The organism is Pseudomonas sp. GM74, from assembly GCF_000282455.1.
GTDB lineage: Bacteria > Pseudomonadota > Gammaproteobacteria > Pseudomonadales > Pseudomonadaceae > Aquipseudomonas.
On sequence record NZ_AKJG01000131.1, the window covers coordinates 1 to 15,363 of the forward strand.

The 15,363-nt window shown below is 59.8% G+C and carries 21 protein-coding genes; 7 read left to right on the plus strand and 14 right to left on the minus strand.

The window, feature by feature from the left end:
- Window positions 1-251: 251 nt before the first annotated feature.
- From PMI34_RS04775 to PMI34_RS04750, 6 genes are all read right to left on the minus strand, one after another.
- Window positions 252-482 carry a hypothetical protein gene (locus PMI34_RS04775; RefSeq protein WP_007975977.1) on the minus strand — a complete coding sequence of 77 codons (231 nt, stop codon included), beginning with the start codon at window positions 480-482 and terminating at the stop codon, window positions 252-254.
- 131 nt (window positions 483-613) lie between these two features.
- Window positions 614-835 carry a hypothetical protein gene (locus PMI34_RS04770; protein WP_008053010.1) on the minus strand — a complete coding sequence of 74 codons (222 nt, stop codon included), beginning with the start codon at window positions 833-835 and terminating at the stop codon, window positions 614-616.
- A 126-nt stretch (window positions 836-961) separates the two neighbouring features.
- Entirely contained in the window at window positions 962-2,041 is a 1,080-nt protein-coding gene (modC, locus tag PMI34_RS04765; RefSeq protein WP_008053011.1) for a molybdenum ABC transporter ATP-binding protein, read from the minus strand.
- Window positions 2,042-2,044: 3 nt separating this feature from the next.
- Window positions 2,045-2,725: a molybdate ABC transporter permease subunit gene (gene modB, locus PMI34_RS04760; RefSeq protein ID WP_008053012.1), complete on the minus strand. Its 681-nt coding sequence runs from the start codon at window positions 2,723-2,725 to the stop codon at window positions 2,045-2,047.
- Window positions 2,726-3,493 (minus strand): molybdate ABC transporter substrate-binding protein, encoded by a 768-nt coding sequence (modA, locus tag PMI34_RS04755; RefSeq protein WP_008053013.1) that lies wholly within the window; start codon window positions 3,491-3,493, stop codon window positions 2,726-2,728.
- A gap of 123 nt (window positions 3,494-3,616) precedes the next feature.
- Window positions 3,617-4,684 (minus strand): NAD(P)H-dependent flavin oxidoreductase, encoded by a 1,068-nt coding sequence (locus tag PMI34_RS04750; RefSeq protein WP_008053014.1) that lies wholly within the window; start codon window positions 4,682-4,684, stop codon window positions 3,617-3,619.
- A gap of 213 nt (window positions 4,685-4,897) precedes the next feature.
- Here PMI34_RS04750 and acuI point away from each other — a divergent pair, with 213 nt between their 5' ends.
- Window positions 4,898-5,881, plus strand: a complete 984-nt coding sequence (gene acuI / locus PMI34_RS04745) for an acrylyl-CoA reductase (NADPH) (protein ID WP_008053015.1) — start codon at window positions 4,898-4,900, stop codon at window positions 5,879-5,881.
- Here acuI and ada read toward each other — a convergent pair whose 3' ends face one another.
- From ada to PMI34_RS04725, 5 genes are all read right to left on the minus strand, one after another.
- Window positions 5,882-6,946 carry a bifunctional DNA-binding transcriptional regulator/O6-methylguanine-DNA methyltransferase Ada gene (gene ada, locus PMI34_RS04740; protein ID WP_008053017.1) on the minus strand — a complete coding sequence of 355 codons (1,065 nt, stop codon included), beginning with the start codon at window positions 6,944-6,946 and terminating at the stop codon, window positions 5,882-5,884.
- Between the two features lie 87 nt (window positions 6,947-7,033).
- On the minus strand, window positions 7,034-7,714 hold the full coding sequence (gene alkB, locus PMI34_RS04735) for a DNA oxidative demethylase AlkB (protein ID WP_008053018.1): 681 nt from the start codon (window positions 7,712-7,714) through the stop codon (window positions 7,034-7,036).
- Window positions 7,704-8,408: a 2OG-Fe(II) oxygenase gene (locus tag PMI34_RS04730; RefSeq protein WP_008053020.1), complete on the minus strand. Its 705-nt coding sequence runs from the start codon at window positions 8,406-8,408 to the stop codon at window positions 7,704-7,706. The genes alkB and PMI34_RS04730 overlap by 11 nt, the downstream gene beginning before the upstream one ends.
- A 117-nt stretch (window positions 8,409-8,525) precedes the next feature.
- Window positions 8,526-8,693: a hypothetical protein gene (locus PMI34_RS29015; RefSeq protein WP_008053023.1), complete on the minus strand. Its 168-nt coding sequence runs from the start codon at window positions 8,691-8,693 to the stop codon at window positions 8,526-8,528.
- 37 nt (window positions 8,694-8,730) lie between these two features.
- Complete coding sequence (locus PMI34_RS04725; protein ID WP_007912251.1) at window positions 8,731-9,033, minus strand: DUF1883 domain-containing protein; 303 nt, start codon at window positions 9,031-9,033, stop codon at window positions 8,731-8,733.
- On the opposite strand from PMI34_RS04725, the gene PMI34_RS28915 reads away from it, so the two are divergent.
- From PMI34_RS28915 to PMI34_RS04715, 3 genes are all read left to right on the plus strand, one after another.
- Window positions 9,032-9,238, plus strand: coding sequence for a hypothetical protein (locus PMI34_RS28915; RefSeq protein WP_162130370.1), 207 nt, complete (start codon window positions 9,032-9,034; stop codon window positions 9,236-9,238). The genes PMI34_RS04725 and PMI34_RS28915 overlap by 2 nt on opposite strands.
- Entirely contained in the window at window positions 9,235-9,591 is a 357-nt protein-coding gene (locus PMI34_RS04720) for a hypothetical protein (RefSeq protein ID WP_008053024.1), read from the plus strand. Before PMI34_RS28915 ends, PMI34_RS04720 begins: the two co-directional genes overlap by 4 nt.
- A gap of 72 nt (window positions 9,592-9,663) precedes the next feature.
- Window positions 9,664-9,894 (plus strand): hypothetical protein, encoded by a 231-nt coding sequence (locus PMI34_RS04715; protein ID WP_008053025.1) that lies wholly within the window; start codon window positions 9,664-9,666, stop codon window positions 9,892-9,894.
- 11 nt (window positions 9,895-9,905) lie between these two features.
- Here PMI34_RS04715 and PMI34_RS04710 read toward each other — a convergent pair whose 3' ends face one another.
- Together PMI34_RS04710 and PMI34_RS04705 are read right to left on the minus strand one after the other, a co-directional pair.
- Complete coding sequence (locus tag PMI34_RS04710; RefSeq protein WP_008053027.1) at window positions 9,906-10,187, minus strand: hypothetical protein; 282 nt, start codon at window positions 10,185-10,187, stop codon at window positions 9,906-9,908.
- Between the two features lie 137 nt (window positions 10,188-10,324).
- Window positions 10,325-10,513: a hypothetical protein gene (locus PMI34_RS04705; RefSeq protein WP_007985505.1), complete on the minus strand. Its 189-nt coding sequence runs from the start codon at window positions 10,511-10,513 to the stop codon at window positions 10,325-10,327.
- Between the two features lie 289 nt (window positions 10,514-10,802).
- Between PMI34_RS04705 and galU the strand changes: the two genes are divergently transcribed.
- The gene (gene galU / locus PMI34_RS04700; protein WP_007985503.1) at window positions 10,803-11,642 is read left to right on the plus strand and encodes a UTP--glucose-1-phosphate uridylyltransferase GalU; all 840 of its coding nucleotides are present in this window, start codon (window positions 10,803-10,805) and stop codon (window positions 11,640-11,642) included.
- Between the two features lie 130 nt (window positions 11,643-11,772).
- Window positions 11,773-13,131 (plus strand): glutathione-disulfide reductase, encoded by a 1,359-nt coding sequence (gene gorA, locus PMI34_RS04695; protein ID WP_008053029.1) that lies wholly within the window; start codon window positions 11,773-11,775, stop codon window positions 13,129-13,131.
- On the opposite strand, the gene PMI34_RS04690 is transcribed toward gorA, so the two are convergent.
- Window positions 13,128-14,138, minus strand: coding sequence for a DNA-binding protein (locus tag PMI34_RS04690; RefSeq protein WP_008053031.1), 1,011 nt, complete (start codon window positions 14,136-14,138; stop codon window positions 13,128-13,130). The genes gorA and PMI34_RS04690 overlap by 4 nt on opposite strands.
- 179 nt (window positions 14,139-14,317) lie before the next feature.
- Between PMI34_RS04690 and PMI34_RS04685 the strand changes: the two genes are divergently transcribed.
- Window positions 14,318-15,256 carry a site-specific integrase gene (locus PMI34_RS04685; protein ID WP_008053033.1) on the plus strand — a complete coding sequence of 313 codons (939 nt, stop codon included), beginning with the start codon at window positions 14,318-14,320 and terminating at the stop codon, window positions 15,254-15,256.
- Window positions 15,257-15,363: the final 107 nt, after the last annotated feature.

Sequence of the window (15,363 nt, forward strand, 5' to 3'; positions counted from 1 at the left end):
CGCGTCAGCTGGACTCACGACTGCTTCGCAGCCGAACGCAGCCTCGCGGGCTCGGCAGCTGCTACAGACCGCATTAGCGCTTAACTGATCGGCATTAGTTCGATTGGATTTGGGCAACAAAAAACCCAGCATGGGCCGGGTCGTGGGAGAGGGTTGAAGTCAATCATGCAGCCAGACGCTCGGAAACGTCGTCACCGATCGATCATGCTGCCCGAATCAGGCCTGTCCTCGCACCGTAAATCCGTGACGGATCATCTGAACCGAGGCAGAGGCCGGTCGACAGGCTGGAGAGACGACAGCGTGTGCCGGATCAGCGGCGTGTCCTTTTCGATGTCGTTCAGGCGATCACGAATTCTGAGGGCGGTGGGGTGTCCGCCTTGATGATCGACCCAGTCGGCTATTTCCTTGCAGGCCGCGGCCAAGCGAGCCTGACGGGAATCCAGCAAGGTGAGCAGGGTGGTGATGGACTCTTTTTCGGACATGGGAGACACCTCCGTTCAAGAAACCTGTGTGTGGCAGCAAAAAGCCCGCCTGGAGCGAGCTTTCTGCCGAATGGGTTATCGATCCTTCAACTCTTTCAGTATAGACCCGTTAAAAAAATGGCGATGGGCCGTCATCCTTGTCGGGCTGTCACTTGTGATTTAGCGTTCAACTGACGGCAAACACGCACGGCGTCCTCTTCAACCTCGTAGCCATCACCGATAAAGCCTTGGGTGCGGGTATCGGCGATGCGGTACCAGACCGCGGCATCCGGTGGCAGGTGGTCAACTTCACCCTCACGGCGGCCATGGATGATGATCTTGTTGCAACGCTTCACGACGAAAATGTCTTCCATGGCGTCTCCGCAGCGGATTCGTGTTCAGTTCAACTATAGAAGTCATTGCTGATCGTGCAAAAAATAGACAGGTCAATTCGTCGGTTCAGGCGCTGGCCTCTGCCCGGCGCAGTCGTGCCTTCGGATTTACGCCAGCACCGCAACCGCTTTTATTTGCGCCCAGAGTGGCTGGCCGGGATGGACGTTCAATTGATCACGGGAATAACGCGTGATCCGCGCAAGCAGTGGAGTGCCGGCGGCGTCCAGGCGAATCAGCACGTGGGCGGCGTTATCGGCGTTCATTTCACTGACCACGGTGACCGGCAGGCGATTGAGAATGCTGCTGTGCCCGGCATTGTCCAGACTCAGGCTCACATCCCGCGCCTGGACCTTGCAGCGCAGTGCCTGGCCCACGTCCATCGGCGTATGCGGCACGCGAATGTCCAGGCTGGTGTCGGGCAATTGCAGGCTGAGCAATTGATAGTCGGCGTCATAGGCGCTGACGCGACCTTCGATCACCACACCGGCGTCATCCCCCATTGCCAGCGGCAAATCGAGGCGTGCCAGGGTCTGGCCGATCGGGCCGCTGGCCAGTGCCTTGCCGTTGCTGAGCAACACGATATGGTCGGCCAGCCGCGCGACTTCATCCTGGGAGTGGCTGACGTACAGCACCGGGATGTCGAGTTCGTCGTGCAGGCGCTGCAAGTAGGGCAGGATTTCACCCTTGCGCTGGGCATCCAGCGCCGCCAGGGGTTCGTCCATCAACAGCAGTTTCGGGCTGGTGAGCAAGGCGCGGGCGATGCCGACGCGCTGACGCTCTCCGCCTGAAAGGTGTTGCGGGTGCCGGTCCAGCAAATGGCTGATGCCCAGCAACTCGGTGGCGTGGGCCATGTCGACCCGACGCTGTGGCCTGGGGATGCGCTTGAGTCCAAACTCCAGGTTGGCCAGCACCGACAGATGGGGAAACAGGCTGGCTTCCTGGAACACGTAGCCGAGCGCGCGTTTGTGCGGCGCGACGAAGATCCTGTTGTCGCTGTCTTGCCAGACTTCATCATTGACCTGGATAAAGCCTTGATCGGCCCGTTCCAGGCCGGCGATGCAGCGCAGGCAAGTGGTCTTTCCCGAGCCGGAGTGGCCGTAAAGCGCCGTGACGCCACGGCCCGGCAGTTGCAGGTCGACGTTCAGGGCGAAGCCTGAATATCGCAGTTTCAGACGCATTTGAATCATCGATCAGCTCCAGCCCGCTTTGGTTTTACGGCTGGAATACAGCGCCAGCAGGACGACAAACGAGAACACCAGCATCGCCCCGGCCAGCCAATGGGCCTGGGCATATTCCATGGCTTCGACGTGATCGTAGATCTGTACCGAGACCACACGGGTCTTCTCGGGAATGTTGCCGCCGATCATCAGCACCACGCCGAATTCGCCGACGGTGTGGGCGAAACCGAGAATGGCCGCGGTAATGAAACCCGGGCGGGCCAGGGGCAGCGTCACGCTGAAAAAGGTGTCCCAGGGATTGGCCCGCAAGGTCGCGGCCACTTCGAGCGGGCGCGTGCCGATGGCGGAAAAAGCGTTTTGCAGCGGCTGGACCACAAACGGCATCGAATACAACACCGAACCGATGACCAGCCCCGCAAAGCTGAAAGTGAGGGTGCCGAGGCCGAGTGACTGGGTGAGCTGTCCAAGGAACCCGTGAGGGCCGAGGGCCAGCAACAGATAAAAACCAATCACCGTCGGTGGCAGCACCAGGGGCAGGGCGACAATCGCCCCGACCGGGCCGCGCAACCAGGAACGGGTGCGCGACAGCCATAACGCAATCGGAGTGCCGACAATCAGCAGGATGGCGGTCGTCAGGGACGCCAGTTTCAGGGTCAGCCAGATGGCGGAAAAATCGGCACTCGATAGCGACATTTAGATTTCGTAACCGTAGGACTTGATGACAGCTGCCGCTTTCGGCCCCTTGAGGTAGTCAACCAGTGCCTTGGCGGCCGGGTTGTCCTTGCCCTTGTTGAGAATCACAGCGTCTTGCTTGATCGGGTCGTGCAGGCTGGCGGGGACGATCCAGGCCGAACCGCTGGTGATCTTGCCGTCCTTGTAGATCTGCGACAGGGCGACAAAACCCAGCTCGGCGTTGCCGGTGGAGACGAACTGGTAGGCCTGGGTGATGTTCTGGCCTTCAACGATCTTGTCCTTGACCTTGTCGGTCAGACCTTCCCTGGCCAGTACCTGGGTAGCCGCCAGGCCATAAGGCGCGGCTTTCGGGTTGGCGATGGACAGGTGCTGGTAGGCGTTCTTTTTCAGTACATCGCCCTTGGCATCGACGTAGCCTTCCTTGGCCGACCACAGCGCCAGGGTGCCGACGGCGTAGGTGAAGCGTGAACCCTTGACGGAGTCGCCTTCGGCCTCAAGTTTTTTCGGGGTGCTGTCGTCTGCCGAGAGGAACACTTCGAACGGCGCGCCGTTTTTGATCTGGGTGTAGAACTGCCCGGTGGCACCAAAGGAGGTGACCAGTTTATGCCCGGTGTCTTTTTCGAAGTCAGCGGCGATGGCCTGGATGGGTGCGGTGAAGTTGGCGGCGACAGCGACCTGGACTTCGTCCGCCTGGGCTGAGCCGAGGGCGAACACGGCGAGAAGGCTCGCCAGGCAGGTCGGGGCAAAACGTGAGGCACGAATGGTCATGAAACGGCTCCGTTAAAGGCAATTGCGGCAGGGGCAAATCGTTATGTACATAAATATATAGCGAATTGCCTTTGAACGGAATGTGTTGCGCAGAATTGTATACACTTTTAACGATACTGATGCTCAGGAGCGACCTGACAGTCTCGCTAATCCTTCTTCAGCCAGTTTTCGAGTCAGTGCTTCGGTGGTCAATTCAACGCCGAGAGTAAATGCCTGGCCGGCCCAGAGGTTGCTGAAGTCCGCTTCACCTTTGGCCCGCAACGGCATCAACGCGCCACCGGCCAGGGGGAAGGCCGGGGCTTTGGCGCTCATGGGCCCCAGTTCACGCATCACCCGGTTAAGGATGCCCCGGGCCGGGCGACCGGTGAACACGTTGGTAACCGCCGTCTCGCTTTCCTTGGCGGTGCGCAACGCTTTGTGATGGGACGGGCTGACCTTGGCTTCCGGGGTGAACAGGTACGCCGTGCCCACCTGCACCGCCGAAGCGCCCAGCATGAAGGCGGCGGCGACGCCTCGTGCATCAGCGATGCCGCCAGCGGCAATCACCGGCACTTTCACAGCATCGACGACTTGTGGCACCAGGGCGAAAGTCCCCACCTGGCTGCTCAGGTCATCGCTGAGAAACATCCCGCGATGGCCTCCGGCCTCAAAACCCATGGCAATGATTGCATCGCAGCCATGCTGCTCCAGCCACACCGCTTCTGCGACGGTGGTGGCCGAGGACAGTACCTTCGCACCGGTGGCCTTGACCCGGTCGAGCAGGGATTTTTCCGGCAGGCCAAAGTGAAAACTCACCACTTCAGGGCGAAATTCTTCGATCACCTGGCAGGCCGCATCATCGAACGGCGCCCGGTTGGACACGGGGGTTGGCGCATCGAAATCGGCGCCGAGTTCCTGGTAGTAGGGTTGCAGCAGGTTTTTCCAGTCCTGCGCGCGTTGCTCATCCGGAGCAGGAGGCTGATGACAGAAGAAGTTGACGTTGATCGGGCGCCGGGTGTGTTGGCGGATCGTTTTCAGCTCTTCGCGCAGTTGATCCGTGCTGAGCATCGCCGCTGGCATCGAGCCGAGGCCGCCGGCATTGCAGGCTGCAATCACCATGGACGAGTTTGTGGCACCGGCCATCGGCCCCTGAATGATCGGCAGTTCGATCCCGAGCAGGTCAAGAATGCGGGTATCTGGCCATGGGTTCATGTGCTGTGTTCTCCGACGTTGAAGCAGGGCAGGGACGGTAGAACAGGATTTGTAACGCAACGATTGGCGCAAGGCCAGTCGTCATTTCAGTTCGCCAGGCTTTCTTCGGCGCCCGACGGGCTGGCTGATTGGCTTAAAGTCGGGTACGGCAATCCGTTGCCATGTGTTATTTCAATGGCTCCACCACCAGACTGATTCCATTGAGAGGCCGTAATGTTCAAAGGCATTTTGATCGACAAAGACGACAGCGGTTACCGGGCCACACTGCAGGAGATCCAGGACGATCAGTTACCCGAGGGTAATGTCACGGTGCGTGTTGCCTACAGCACGCTGAATTTCAAGGATGGCCTGGCAATTACCGGCAGCAGTCCGGTGGTGCGTAAATTCCCGATGGTGCCGGGCATCGACCTGGCCGGTGTCGTCGAAGCCAGCGGGCATCCGGACTACAAGGTCGGTGACCTGGTCCTGCTCAATGGCTGGGGCGTAGGGGAAGGGCATTGGGGTGGATTGGCGCAGAAGGCACGCCTGAACGGTGACTGGCTGATTCCGCTGCCCAAGGCGTTTACCGCGGCCCAGGCGATGGCCATCGGTACGGCGGGCTACACGGCCATGCTGTGCATCCGGGCGCTGGAGCACAACCGTGTGACGCCAGGGCAGGGCGAAGTTCTGGTGACTGGCGCCAACGGCGGCGTCGGCAGTTTCGCCATCGCCTTGCTGAGCAGGCTCGGTTACCGGGTGGTCGCGTCCACCGGACGGACCTCTGAGCACGACTACCTGAAGCAACTGGGCGCCAGCGAAATCATCGATCGCGCCACCTTGTCCGAGCCGGGCAAGCCGTTGGCCAAGGAGCGCTGGGCGGCCGTCATCGACTCGGTCGGCAGCCACACCCTGGCCAACGCGTGCGCCAGTACCAAGGCCAATGGCACCGTCGCGGCCTGCGGTCTGGCCCAAGGCATGGACTTTCCGGCATCCGTTGCACCGTTTATCTTGCGCGGCGTGACCCTGGCCGGCATCAACAGCGTGACCCAGCCCAAAGCCAAGCGCGTGGAAGCCTGGAATCGCCTGGCCCGGGATCTGGACTTCAACCTGTTGCCGCTGATCAGTCACGAAATCGGCTTGAGCGATGCCATCGAAGCCGCACCACGCTTGCTGGCCGGGCAGTTGCGTGGGCGCGTGGTGGTGGATGTCAATCGCTGATCACTGCGACTCACGCTCCAGCAACTGGCGTTTGCGCTCGACCCCCCAGCGATAGCCCGACAGATTGCCATCGCTGCGCACCACGCGATGGCAAGGGATCGCCACGGCCAGGCTGTTCGCACCACAGGCCTGGGCCACGGCGCGAACGGCTTTTGGCTGACCGATGCGCTGGGCGACATCGGCGTAGCTGGCAGTGCTGCCCACGGGAATCTCCCGCAGCGCTTGCCAGACACGCTCCTGAAACGCCGTACCGCGTACGTCCAGGGGCAAATCGAGGCCAATGGCCGGCGCCTCGATAAAGCCGATCACCCTGGCAATCAATTGCTCGAACTCATGATCGGCACCTATCAGGTTGGCGCGGCGGAATTTGTCCTGCAGATCACAGACCAGTTGATGCGGATCATCGCCCAAAAGGATCGCGCACACCCCGCGTTCACTCTGCGCCACCAGGATCGCGCCCAGCGAACACTGGCCGACGGCAAAACGAATGTCATTGTTTTGACCGGCCGCGCGGTAGTCCCCGGGTTTCATCCCCAGCAGTTGGTCTGCCGCTTCATAAAACCGGCTGTTGGAGTTGAAACCGGCGTCATACAGCGCATCGGTCACCGAACCGCCGTCCGCCAGTCGCTCGCGTACCTTGCGTGAGCGATGGGCGTCGGCGTAGCCCTTGGGCGTCAGGCCGGTGACGGCTTTGAACACGCGATGGAAGTGGAAGCTGCTCAAGCCCGCCGCCTCGGCCAATTCGCCCAGCGCAGGCAGCGTTTCGGCGCTTTCGATCTGGCGACACGCGGCGGCCACGGTGGCGGCATGTTGCGCGGCGAGTTCGCTCTGATCCTTCGCCGCGCGCTTGCTCGGACGATAACCCGCTGCCCGGGCCTGTTCGGCGCTATCGAAGAATTCGACATTCTGTGGTTTGGGCAAGCGCGCCAGGCTGCTGGGGTTGCAGTAGATGCCCGTTGTCTTCACGGCATAGACAAACTGCCCGTCAGCCTTGGGGTCACGTGCGACCACGGCGGCCCAGCGCGGATCGTTTTCGATGGTGATCTTGGTCGATTGGGTTGTCATGGCGTCAAGTCCATTGAGGGGTTGCCTGCACATTAACCATGGGGCAATTGCCACACACTCCGGCGCTTGCGGTCAAATTCGATGTCTTTATCCGGCGGTACGGAAAGTGAAGTTGATGCGTTGCTCGCCCAGCTTCGGATGATGGCCATCCTTGATCGGCAGCACACCGTGATAACGCAGGCGATCCACGCCACCCCAGACCACGATGTCACCATGGAGCAGGGGAACGCGCTGACTTTTGTCGCTGCGTACAAAACCACCGAACAGAAACATCGCCGGCAAACCCAGGGATACCGAAACGATGGGGGCTGCGTAGGAATGTTCGTCCTTGTCCTGATGCAATGACATTTTCGCCCCGGGGACATAGCGGTTGATCAGGCAGGAGTCTGGCGCAAAATCGGCGAAACCCGCTGCCAGTGCCGCCGCTTGTGCCAGTTGGAAAAACACCTCGGGCATCATTGGCCAGGGCTGGCCGGTTTGTGGATCGTCATGGGTGTACCGATAACCGCTGCGGTCCGTGGTCCAGCCGAATGTGCCACAACTGCTCAGGGCAACCGACATGGTGAAACCGCCGGGTGTGACCATCTGCCGAAACGGCGCGGCCGCCAGCACTTCGTCCAGGGCAGGCAGCAAACGCTCGAGCCAAGGCAGGGCGAAGCCCCTGAGTACGTAGGACTGTTCGCCGATCTGCTCGCGCCTGGGCTGTTGCTCGGGCTCCGCATCGGCAAACAGATCGAAAGTCAGCGGATTCATGGGCTCATGACGCATCGTGAAAGATGATTCCAAGGGTATGCCGTTTGCCGCTGTGCAGGCGACTCACGCCGTGGCGCAAGGTCACGCGGTAGTAACCGCGAGTCCCTTTGACCGGCCGCTGATTGACCGCAAAAATCACCCCGTCACCTTGCTTCAGGCCGATGACCATGGGGCGTGACTGCATTCGCGGGCGCTGTTCGGTCAGGACAAATTCGCCGCCGGTGAAGTCTTGATCCGGGTCCGACAGCAGAATCGCCACTTGCAGCGGGAAAACGTGTTCACCGTATAGATCCTGATGCAAACAGTTGTAGTCCTGCGGACCATATAGCAGCAACAAGGGGGTCGGACGGTTCTGACCAGCGGCATGGCAACGTTCGAGGAAGGCTGGATGGTTTTCCGGAAAACGCTCCGGCAAGCCCAACTGTTCCTGCCAGCGATTGGCGATGGGCACCAGTCGCGGGTAAAGCGCGTTACGCAAGCGGGCCACAAGTTCCGGCAGCGGGTAGCTGAAATACTTGTACTCGCCTCGGCCGAACCCATGGCGAGCCATCATCACGTGGGCGCGAAACAGCTCGTTTCGAGGGTACAAGGCGCTGACCTGCTCGCAAGCCTTGTGGCTCAGCAGTGACGGGATGACGGCGTAACCGTCCTGATCAAGTTGCTGCTCCAGCCGGGGCCAGTCCAGCCTGTCCAGATATTGCTCGCTCATTGCCGGGCCTCTTGTTGTTGAGGTGGCCAGTCTGCAAGGCAAAAATAAAGCTGGCACTCCGCTGCTTGCGGTCGAACTGCGAGCGGGAGGCGACGTCCATTGTCGCTCCGGATCGTGTTACAGCGCTTTGCTGACGCTGATTTCGCTGATGACGTCGTCCTGTCCATGAATGGCATCCAGCGCCGCCCTGGCTTCTTCCGGGGTGCCGTTTTCAAGCTGGGCAAACTCGAAGCGGCGCTCGCCGTTGAGTTTGTATTTGATGACGTACTTGGTCGTTTGGGCCACGGTTGTATCTGCCTGTCTTGTGTTTCGGGTTCGCTGATCAGCTGAGTTTCGTGCTGGAGCGGCGAATGATTTTGATCGAGTGCGTCAGGGTGGGTTTGCGCGTCACGCTGATGGCGCGGCGGTTGACGGTGTCGATCGTGATGTTCCAGAAGCCGGTGCTCGGGGCCGTGATGCGGGCCGGAAACGTGTCGAATGCACCGCCGTGATAGGTGTGACGGCCGCCATTCTTGAAGCTGCGGAAGTTAGCGTCGTTCATCAAGCGGATGTTGCACATTTGGGAGCATTGAATGACGACAATGTCGTCTTCATTGAGGTGCTCGCGCTGATGGATAAATTTCATGGGGCGCCTCCAGAAGGGCTTTTTCTACAAAATCAAAACGATAGCATGGGCGATTGGCGCAGTTTATCAGCCCGAACGCCTTATTATCCGGCCGCTTCGACAATTAAAAACGCTTATTTCACATTTGATGAGCGATAAAGCAGTTTGTCTCGGAGAAAAATTGCAGTTGCGCTGTCCGAGCTTCTTTATCGGAGGTTTGGTATGAAGTGGGGTTTGTGGTTGTTGCCGATGGCATTGACGATTAGTGGTTGCGCGAACGTCTCGCAGATCAACGAGTCCTTGCCGACGATGAACGTGATTTCCGGCAAGAAGCCCCATGAATACGCGCAATGCCTGAGCGAAAAGCTGGCCGATAGCCGTGGCGCCTTGCAGATCCAGCCGCACAAGGATGGCTTGCGCGTGATCGTGCCGCTCAAGTTCTCCTCCGGTCCGTCTGCCGTGTTTGACATTGAAGAACGCTCCGGCGGCAGCAGCATCAAGCTGCACGAGAGCATGTCCAATGTCCCGGTGCGGCCAAAGGACGTACAGAATGCTGCCAACGAGTGCATTTCCGGCTGATAGACTATCGACCATCAGCACCGATGCCGCCCAAGCCCTGCTTTGGCGGCATCGTTATTTCTGGAGTCGAACATGAAGCGAGAGCAGGTCCGGGAGCGCCATGCAGAGGGTTTGATCTCTGCCACCCACGTGATTCAGAACCCGGCGGAGCTGGGAGAATGGATCGTTTTTTTCAAGAAAAGCGCCGGGCGCAGCTATTTCCTGGTGGATGACAATGATGAAGTCGAGTCCTTCAGCCGGCTTGATGATCTGATCGATACCGTGCGCGGGCTTGGAATCAAATTCGCCGAAATCCATATGTAGGGCGCGGCGCCTTACTTGCAGATCACCACGACGTTGCGGCTCTTGAAGTTGCCGACATCGGCGCCGAGGGTCTTTTCGCTCTCCTGGAGCGAGGGGGTGCCATCGGTTCCGACAATCTTGTAGCCGGTGCCCGCGCAGGACGCATCGGCCTTTTCGTAGCACGCCGCCCAGGAATTGGCTTCCCCGGAGCAGTCAATCGACAGACCTTGCTCTCCGTTAGCCAGGTAGGTTGGTTCCGACGTTGCGCAGCCGCTCAGGGCCAATACCGTTAGCAAAGGCAAAACTCTATTCATGGCTTGATCATCGTCAGGGGAGGGGGCTAAGGCTGAGACAGCGTCCCAGGTAAAAGGTTATAGCGAAAGGCCACTTCTTTTTCGGTATACATGAAAAAGCCCTGCGCTAAGGCAGGGCTTTTCCCGTCGGGCGTCGATCAGCTCTTGTCCTTGCCGCGTCGCTTGGGTTCCGGGTGTTCAAGCTCCAGCACCGAGGCCACTTCGATTGCCAGGGCTTCGGAGGGGAAAGGCCCGGCGATATTTTCACCGGCGACACTGGCCACCCACCATTGGCCGTCCTTCTCTTGATTGATCAGGAATCCGTTGACGCTTTTTACTGCCGACATCTACTTGCCTCGTTGTCTGGTTCAATCGCGCCATGATACCGCCAAACGCACTCAAGGGGTGTCGATGGGCGTATGGTGGTTGGTTTCGGGCGGTAGAAAACCGTGCATTTGCGCAAGTCTCTGCTATGCATAAGAGGCTGCGCAGCGACCTGCGCATCGCAGCAGGGAACTATCGGCAAGAATATTTCTCTATGTTGGCATCGGTTAGCCAGCGCGGGGCATTGTAAGGTGCACGCCGCCTGATTAGACTGCGCCGAAACTCGTACACACAGCCCTTTCAAGGACTTATATGATCAAGAAATGCTTGTTCCCAGCAGCCGGTTACGGTACTCGCTTCCTGCCAGCGACTAAAGCCATGCCCAAAGAAATGCTGCCGGTGGTGAACAAGCCACTGATCCAGTACGGCGTCGAAGAAGCACTGGATGCCGGCTTGACCGAAATCTCCATCGTCACCGGTCGCGGCAAGCGCGCCCTGGAAGACCACTTCGACATCAGCTACGAGCTGGAAAACCAGATCAAGGGCACCGACAAGGAGAAATACCTGGTCGGCATCCGCAAGCTGCTCGACGAGTGCTCGTTCTCCTACACCCGCCAGACCGAAATGAAAGGCCTGGGCCACGCAATCCTCACCGGCCGCCCACTGATCGGTGACGAACCGTTCGCCGTGGTACTGGCGGACGACCTGTGCGTCAACCTCGAAGGCGACGGCGTACTGACCCAGATGGTCAAACTGTACAAGCAGTTCCGCTGCTCGATCGTGGCCATCCAGGAAGTCGATCCGGCAGAGACCAACAAATACGGCGTAATCGCCGGCGAGATGATCCGCGACGACATCTACCGCGTACACAGCATGGTTGAAAAACCAAAGCCGGAAGACGCACCGTCGAACCTGGCCATCATCGGCCGCTACATCCTGACCCCGGACATCTTCGACCTGATCGAACAGACCGAGCCAGGCAAGGGCGGTGAAATCCAGATCACCGACGCCCTGATGAAGCAGGCCCAGAACGGCTGCGTCATGGCGTACAAGTTCAAGGGCAAGCGTTTCGACTGCGGCGGCGCCGAAGGCTACATCGAAGCGACCAACTTCTGCTTCGAGAACTTCTACAAGACGGGCAAGGCTTACTGATTGCTTTCGATCTGACTGTATTGAAAAGCCACCTTCGGGTGGCTTTTTCATTTTCAGGCCCCATATCGACTGCAACGCTTGCCCGGCAAATGTCTGCAGGTATGCTGGTCACCTGCCGAGGAGATTGAAAATGGCCTACGATTTTGACCTTTATGTGATTGGTGCCGGTTCCGGCGGTGTGCGGGCTGCGCGGTTTGCCGCCGGGTTCGGTGCGAAAGTGGCCGTGGCCGAGAGCCGCTATCTGGGCGGGACCTGTGTGAACGTCGGCTGCGTGCCGAAAAAATTGCTGGTCTACGGTGCGCACTTCGCCGAAGACTTCGAACAGGCTTCCGGTTTTGGCTGGAGCCTGGATGAGGCGCAGTTCGACTGGCCGACTTTGATCGCCAACAAGGACCGCGAGATCAATCGCCTCAATGGCATTTATCGCAACTTGCTGGTCAACAGCGGCGTGACCTTGCATGAAGGTCACGCGAAGATCGTCGACCCGCATCAGGTCGAGATCAATGGCGAGCGTTTTACCGCCAAAAACATCCTGATCGCTACCGGTGGCTGGCCGCAGATTCCGGAGATTCCGGGGCACGAGCATGCCATCAGTTCCAACCAGGCGTTCTTCCTCAAAGAGCTGCCCAAGCGGGTGCTGGTGGTGGGCGGTGGCTACATTGCGGTCGAGTTCGCCGGGATCTTCCACGGCTTGGGTGCCAAGACCACGTTGCTGTATCGCGGCGAACTGTTCCTGCGCGGCTTCGACGGTTCCGTGCGCAAGCATTTGCAGGAAGAATTGACCAAGCGCGGCATGGACCTGCAATTCAATGCGGATATCGAGCGCATCGACAAGCAGGCCGATGGCAGCCTGAAAGTCACGCTCAAGGACGGTCGCCAACTGGAGGCCGATTGCGTGTTCTACGCCACGGGTCGTCGTCCGATGCTGGACAATCTGGGGCTGGAAAACACCGGGGTCAAACTCGACAGGAAAGGCTTTGTCGAGGTCGACGAGCTGTTTCAAACCGCCGAGCCGTCGATCCTGGCGCTGGGCGATGTAATCGGGCGTGTTCAGTTGACACCGGTGGCCCTGGCTGAAGGCATGTCGGTTGCACGGCGCCTGTTCAAACCAGAGCAGTATCGTCCGGTGGATTACAAGATGATCCCGACGGCGGTGTTCAGCCTGCCGAACATCGGCACCGTCGGTTTGACCGAGGAAGAGGCTCGCGAAGCCGGCCACGAGGTGCAGATCTACGAAAGCCGCTTCCGGCCGATGAAGCTGACCCTGACCGAATGCCAGGAGCGCACGCTGATGAAGCTGGTGGTGGACGCCAGGACCGACAAGGTCCTGGGTTGCCACATGGTCGGCCCGGACGCCGGTGAAATCGTCCAGGGCCTGGCGATCGCCTTGAAGGCCGGGGCCACCAAGCGCGACTTCGACGAAACCATCGGGGTGCACCCGACGGCCGCCGAAGAGTTCGTCACCATGCGTACGCCGGTCGCCGGCTAGTCGTCCTTCGTTGCGTCTGCCGCTGCCGCGAGGTTGGCGGCCAGACGCACGCGTTCTTCCAGATCCGCCCGGGTCTTGGCCAGATCCATTTCCAGTGACCTGTTGAGCTGCGACTGCTCGTCGACGTTCTGTTTGAGTGCCTGGCTTTCCAGCAGGGCGACGCGCAGGCGTTCCTGGAGGAGGGTGCGCTCGCCGTCGACGCGGGTGGCCTGTTCCAGTAACTGATCCTGGCGGGTATTGCTTTGCTTGAGCTGTTCTTGCAGCAGGCTCAGCTCGCGCAACGTGCCGCGGTTTTCAGTCAGCAAGCGTTCGTTGTCGCGGTGCAACTGGGTGATTTCATCCTGGCGTACCAGCGCGCTTTGTTGTGCCTGGCGCAGTTCCATCTGTAGCTGTTGCACCTGTCCTTCGTGGCGACTCATTTCCTGTTCGCGCTGTTCCTTGACCGCATTGCGGTAGTGCTCGAGCGCATCGCGAGTGTGCAGGTGTTTTTCTTCAAGGGAGCGGATCTGCTCGTCCTTGTCTTTCAAGCGCAATTCGAAATCGGCCAGCGCCTGGTTCAGCCCGGCGTTGCGGGTCTGCTCCGTTTGCAGCAGGGCGCGGGTTTCTTGCAGGGTCTCGGATTCCTGGGTCAGCGCCAGGCTTTGGAATTCGTATTGCTGGTGCAGTTCGCTGTTGGACTCTTGCGCTTCGCCGAGTTGGTTTTCCAGCGCCTTGCGTTGTTCTTCGTACTGCGCGCGCGCCTGGTCGATGGGCTCCTGCGCCTGCTCCTTGAGTCTTTGTGCGAGCCGCGCCACCAGCGCCATCAGTTCGTCGTCGATCGGTTCCGACGGCGCTTCGGCAGGTTCGACCCTGTCATCGAGCTCCTTGAGGTATCGATGAATCGTGGTTTTCGAGCCGGTATTGCCCATCTCGATGCGTACGGCATCGATGCTGGGGTTTTCGCCGCGGGCGAGGATCGCCAACCGAGCGGCTTGAACCACCGCTTTATTTACACCGCCGCGTGCCATGAGATCTCCCGGGTTTTGATGATGTGGTACGTACCACGTAAATACACATTGTACCATTCAATCAATAAAGTTAAATGTTGAATGTAACTGACACGGGATATACTGGTATTACCCCGTGTGATACCCCCAGTACCGGTGTTTGACCCGTCAAAGCGGTATGAATTCAAGAGTTGACTCCCATGACCGAGCTGGATCGTTACCTGCAAGCCGCGACGCGCGACAACACCCGTCGCAGCTATCGGGCAGCCATCGAACACTTCGAAGTGACGTGGGGCGGTTTTCTGCCGGCCACCGGCGACAGTGTGGCGCGCTACCTGGTGGCCCATGCCGGGGTGTTGTCGATCAATACGCTGAAACTGCGCTTGTCGGCATTGGCGCAGTGGCACAACAGCCAGGGTTTTGCCGATCCCACCAAGGCGCCGGTGGTGCGCAAGGTGTTCAAGGGCATTCGCGCGCTGCACCCGGCCCAGGAGAAACAAGCCGAACCTTTGCAGCTTCAGCATCTGGAGCAGGTGGTCAGTTGCCTGGAGCAAGAAGTGCAGACCGCCAGGGCCAAAGGCGACCGACCGGGGTTACTGCGGGCCAGGCGCGATATGGCCTTGATCCTGCTGGGCTTCTGGCGCGGCTTTCGCAGTGATGAGTTGTGCCGGCTTCAGGTGGAGCACGTGCAGGCCAGTGCCGGTTCCGGCATCAGTCTTTATCTGCCGCGCAGCAAGAGTGATCGCGACAACCTCGGCAAGACGTATCAGACACCGGCCTTGCAACGCTTGTGTCCGGTGCAGGCTTACATCGACTGGATTACCGAGGCGGCACTGGTGCGGGGGCCGGTGTTCCGTGGCATTGACCGCTGGGGGCATGTGGGCGAGGAGGGATTGCACGCCAACAGCGTGATTCCGTTATTGCGCCAGGCGTTGGCGCGAGCAGGTATCGCCGGCGAGCTTTACACCAGTCACTCCTTGCGTCGCGGTTTTGCCACCTGGGCACATCAAAGTGGCTGGGATCTGAAGTCGCTGATGAGCTATGTAGGCTGGAAGGACATGAAGTCGGCCATGCGTTACATCGAAGCCAGTCCGTTCCTCGGCATGACTCACATCGCCCTGGATCCACGCGCTTTGTAGTAGCTGGCGGAGCCTGCGTCCGGCCGCGCAGCGGTCGTCAACCCGGCGTGCATGGCCTGCCTGACACACCGCGAGTTCTGATTTCACCACCGCTGCGCGGCCGAACG

Coding starts and splice junctions, on each gene's coding strand:
- PMI34_RS04775 (WP_007975977.1), bottom strand. CDS start 482: ATGTCCGAAAAAGAGTCCATCACCACCCTGCTCACCTTGCTGGATTCC.
- PMI34_RS04770 (WP_008053010.1), bottom strand. CDS start 835: ATGGAAGACATTTTCGTCGTGAAGCGTTGCAACAAGATCATCATCCAT.
- modC (WP_008053011.1), bottom strand. CDS start 2,041: ATGATTCAAATGCGTCTGAAACTGCGATATTCAGGCTTCGCCCTGAAC.
- modB (WP_008053012.1), bottom strand. CDS start 2,725: ATGTCGCTATCGAGTGCCGATTTTTCCGCCATCTGGCTGACCCTGAAA.
- modA (WP_008053013.1), bottom strand. CDS start 3,493: ATGACCATTCGTGCCTCACGTTTTGCCCCGACCTGCCTGGCGAGCCTT.
- PMI34_RS04750 (WP_008053014.1), bottom strand. CDS start 4,684: ATGAACCCATGGCCAGATACCCGCATTCTTGACCTGCTCGGGATCGAA.
- acuI (WP_008053015.1), top strand. CDS start 4,898: ATGTTCAAAGGCATTTTGATCGACAAAGACGACAGCGGTTACCGGGCC.
- ada (WP_008053017.1), bottom strand. CDS start 6,946: ATGACAACCCAATCGACCAAGATCACCATCGAAAACGATCCGCGCTGG.
- alkB (WP_008053018.1), bottom strand. CDS start 7,714: ATGCGTCATGAGCCCATGAATCCGCTGACTTTCGATCTGTTTGCCGAT.
- PMI34_RS04730 (WP_008053020.1), bottom strand. CDS start 8,408: ATGAGCGAGCAATATCTGGACAGGCTGGACTGGCCCCGGCTGGAGCAG.
- PMI34_RS28915 (WP_162130370.1), top strand. CDS start 9,032: ATGGGGCGCCTCCAGAAGGGCTTTTTCTACAAAATCAAAACGATAGCA.
- PMI34_RS04725 (WP_007912251.1), bottom strand. CDS start 9,033: ATGAAATTTATCCATCAGCGCGAGCACCTCAATGAAGACGACATTGTC.
- PMI34_RS04720 (WP_008053024.1), top strand. CDS start 9,235: ATGAAGTGGGGTTTGTGGTTGTTGCCGATGGCATTGACGATTAGTGGT.
- PMI34_RS04715 (WP_008053025.1), top strand. CDS start 9,664: ATGAAGCGAGAGCAGGTCCGGGAGCGCCATGCAGAGGGTTTGATCTCT.
- PMI34_RS04710 (WP_008053027.1), bottom strand. CDS start 10,187: ATGAATAGAGTTTTGCCTTTGCTAACGGTATTGGCCCTGAGCGGCTGC.
- PMI34_RS04705 (WP_007985505.1), bottom strand. CDS start 10,513: ATGTCGGCAGTAAAAAGCGTCAACGGATTCCTGATCAATCAAGAGAAG.
- galU (WP_007985503.1), top strand. CDS start 10,803: ATGATCAAGAAATGCTTGTTCCCAGCAGCCGGTTACGGTACTCGCTTC.
- gorA (WP_008053029.1), top strand. CDS start 11,773: ATGGCCTACGATTTTGACCTTTATGTGATTGGTGCCGGTTCCGGCGGT.
- PMI34_RS04690 (WP_008053031.1), bottom strand. CDS start 14,138: ATGGCACGCGGCGGTGTAAATAAAGCGGTGGTTCAAGCCGCTCGGTTG.
- PMI34_RS04685 (WP_008053033.1), top strand. CDS start 14,318: ATGACCGAGCTGGATCGTTACCTGCAAGCCGCGACGCGCGACAACACC.